Raw genomic sequence first — 2,897 nt, 5'->3', positions numbered from 1 at the left:
TACCGCTCGTGGTACAGCCCCGTGAGCCGGTCGGCGTACTGCCAGGCCCGGATGGACTCGGCCAGGGGGTAGCGCTTGTAGTAGGGGACGTTGTAGCAGATGGCCCCGCCCTCGAACGACGTGGCCCCGCCCGCGTAGCCGATCTCGGCCAGCAGCCGCGGGTCGCGGGCGCTGTGGCGCACCTGCAGGGGCACGCCCACGCGGGCGGCGGCCCGCCGCAGGGCTCCCACGCCGCAGTTGATGAGGGGCAGGCCATTGAGCGTGTGCACCCGCGACGCGCGGCTCTCGCGGATGGCCTCCTGGGCCCCCGCGTAGTCGCCGTTGCGGGTGAGCGAGTCCACCTGGTAGGAGAGCACGGGCACCCCCGTGCTGGTGAACGCCTCGAACAGGCGCAGCTGGTCCTCCAGCAGGGGCACCCCGCAGCGGGGCTGCACCAGCGGCCCCCGCTCGCCCGCGTTCACCTGCGCCTGCAGCCGGGCGTATGAGGGCCGCCCGGCCAGGAACCGGGCGTTGTCGTCCAGGCTGCGCGCGCCGCGCCCCGTCTTCCACAGCTGCAGCACCTCGCCGCGCCGGCACTCGAAGTCGTCCGGCTCCATCACCGCGTCGTGCACGGCGGGGGCGGCGGTCGCGTCCGGCTCCGCCCGCGCGGGGGGCCCCTCCAGGGCGGCCACGGGCTCGCGCTCGTGCAGGTCGGCCCGCAGCACCTCCAGCACCTGGCGCAGGTCCGCGAACTTCACGAACACCCGGTCAAAGCCCATCTCCCGAAAGAGCCGCTCGTGCCCCAGGGCGTCGCCGATGGTGAGGTTGCCGCCCAGGTACCACAGGGCGGAGCCGGCGGGATGGCTGCGCAGCAGCTCGGGAAACTCGCGCAGGTAGTAGCGCGTGTGCCCGTCCATGCTGGAGAGCATCACCGCGTCGCACAGGGGGGCGCCGGCGAAGAAGTCCTCCAGCCGGTTCTGCGTGCCCAGGTAGCGCACGCGGTACCCGTTCTGGGTGAGCGCGTCGCGCAGCAGGGTCAGCCCGACGGAGTGCGAGTCTCCGCCGATGCCGCCCAGCAGGATGGTGTGGCCGGTGCGCATCGGGTCTCGGCGGGATGAAAGGGGAGACGCGCGCGTGCGGGGAGCACGCAGGCGGCGGAAGCAGCGCGGTGTTCGTGCGGATTCGATGGGAGACGCCCGGAGCGCGGGGGAGAACCGGGTCACGCCCCGGCCGTGATCCCGCCCGTCCTCCGGCCCGGACCGCGATCCCGTTCGTCCCCCCTGCACGCCCGGGCGGACGGATGTCGACGCGGACGGCCCCTTCCCGGAGTCGGCACACGCGGGGTGCGGACGGCGCCTTCCCGGATGTCGGCACACGCGGGACGCGGACGGCGCCTTACCGGATCTCGGCACGCCCGGGACGCGGACGGCGCCTTCGCGGAGTCGGCAGACGCGGGATGGGGACAGTGCCTTCCCGGATGCCGGCACACGCGGGATGCGGACAGTGCATTGCGGGCGGACGGATGTGGGCACACGCGGGGTGCGGACGGCGCGTTCCCGGATGTCGGCACGCCCGGGACGCGGACGGCGCCTTTGCGGAGTCGGCACACGCGGGATGCGGACAGCACCTTGCGGAAGGCGGGCGTGGGCGGCCGATCGCCCCGGACCCGTGCGCGAAAGGCCTATCGCGGGGCGGGCGGGGGCCCGGGCGAACCGTCCGCCGCGCCGCCCTCCGCCGCGGTCCAGCGGTCGTTGCCGCGGTCCGCGTCCAGGAACAGTCCGTCCGGGTCCAGCTCCACGAGCACGGGGGCGCCGTCCACCCGCAGCTCCACCGTGGCCGCGCGGCGCGGCGGGTCCAACCACCCCCGGGCGGGGTTGCGCGCGCGGGCCCGCGCGCCGGAGGCGGTGGTCACCACCACCTCGGCGGGGATGGGGATGTCGCCCCGGTCGCGCACGGTCACCCGCACGCGCCCGGGACCGGGGCGCTCCACCCGCTCCACGGCCAGGTCCGCCGTCCCCGTCTCCCACCACCAGGGGTAGAAGAACGTGTCCAGGTCGCGCCCGGCGGCGCGCTCCACCGTGTGAAAGAAGTCCCACGGGGTGGGGCGCCGAAAGCGCCACTCGCGCAGGTACGTGTCCAGGGCCCGGGCCCACGCCGTGTCGCCCACCTCGGCGCGGAGGGCGCGCAGCAGGAGCCCCGGCTTGGCGTACGCGGCCACGGCGCGGGCCCCGTACGGGCTCACGAGGTCCGTGTGACGGACGACGGGCACCTCGCGCTCCGTCCCCGCCACGGCCCCGTAGGCGCGGCGGTCGGCGGCAAGGGGGTCGGCGGCAAGGGGGTCCGGGGCGGACATGCGGGGGTCGCGCACCCCGGCGGCCAGCCAGGTGGCCATCCCCTCGTCCATCCAGGCGTGGGCGGCCTCGTCCTGCCCCACGAGGATGGGAAACCACTGGTGCGCCACCTCGTGCGCGATCCCCGCGTGCAGCCCGGGGGCGTCGCCGTATCCGCCCACGAAGACGAGCTGCGGGTACTCCATCCCCCCGGCCAGCGGCCCCTCGGCCACCGTCAGCTGGGGATACGGATAGGGGACGAGCGACGCGCCCAGCGCCTCCACCGCCTGCCGGGCGAAGACGGCGCCGTCGTCCCACGCGGCGATGCCGGGCCGGTAGAGGGCGTGCACGGGGACGGCGCGCGTGCCCCCCGCCCCGTCGGGCACCCGCGCGGCCACGGCGTCCCACGCGTACCGGGGCGATGCGGCAAAGGCGAAGTCACGGACGCTGTCCGCGTGAAAGCGCCAGGTCAGCCGGCCGTCCGCGGGGCGCAGGGTGGCCCGCCCCGCCTCCGCGTCCCCCGCGGCCACCACGTGCACGGGGGTGTCGGCGCGCGCGGCGGCCTCCAGGCGGCGCAGGGCCTCGGGG

General features: G+C 76.0%; 1 protein-coding gene and 1 pseudogene. Both read right to left on the bottom strand.

Annotated elements, in window-relative coordinates; genetic code table 11:
• Positions 1–1,079, bottom strand: a pseudogene (locus VFZ20_RS19120) (hypothetical protein); the annotation flags it as partial.
• Between the two features lie 581 nt (positions 1,080–1,660).
• Positions 1,661–2,897: M1 family aminopeptidase (locus tag VFZ20_RS19115; RefSeq protein WP_329685530.1), on the bottom strand; the 1,237-nt coding region annotated here is incomplete at its 5' end.

This window comes from Longimicrobium sp., assembly GCF_036280135.1.
GTDB lineage: Bacteria > Gemmatimonadota > Gemmatimonadetes > Longimicrobiales > Longimicrobiaceae > Longimicrobium.
The sequence above is the reverse complement of the archived record's forward strand: the minus strand, read 5'-3'. Positions and strand labels throughout refer to the sequence as shown.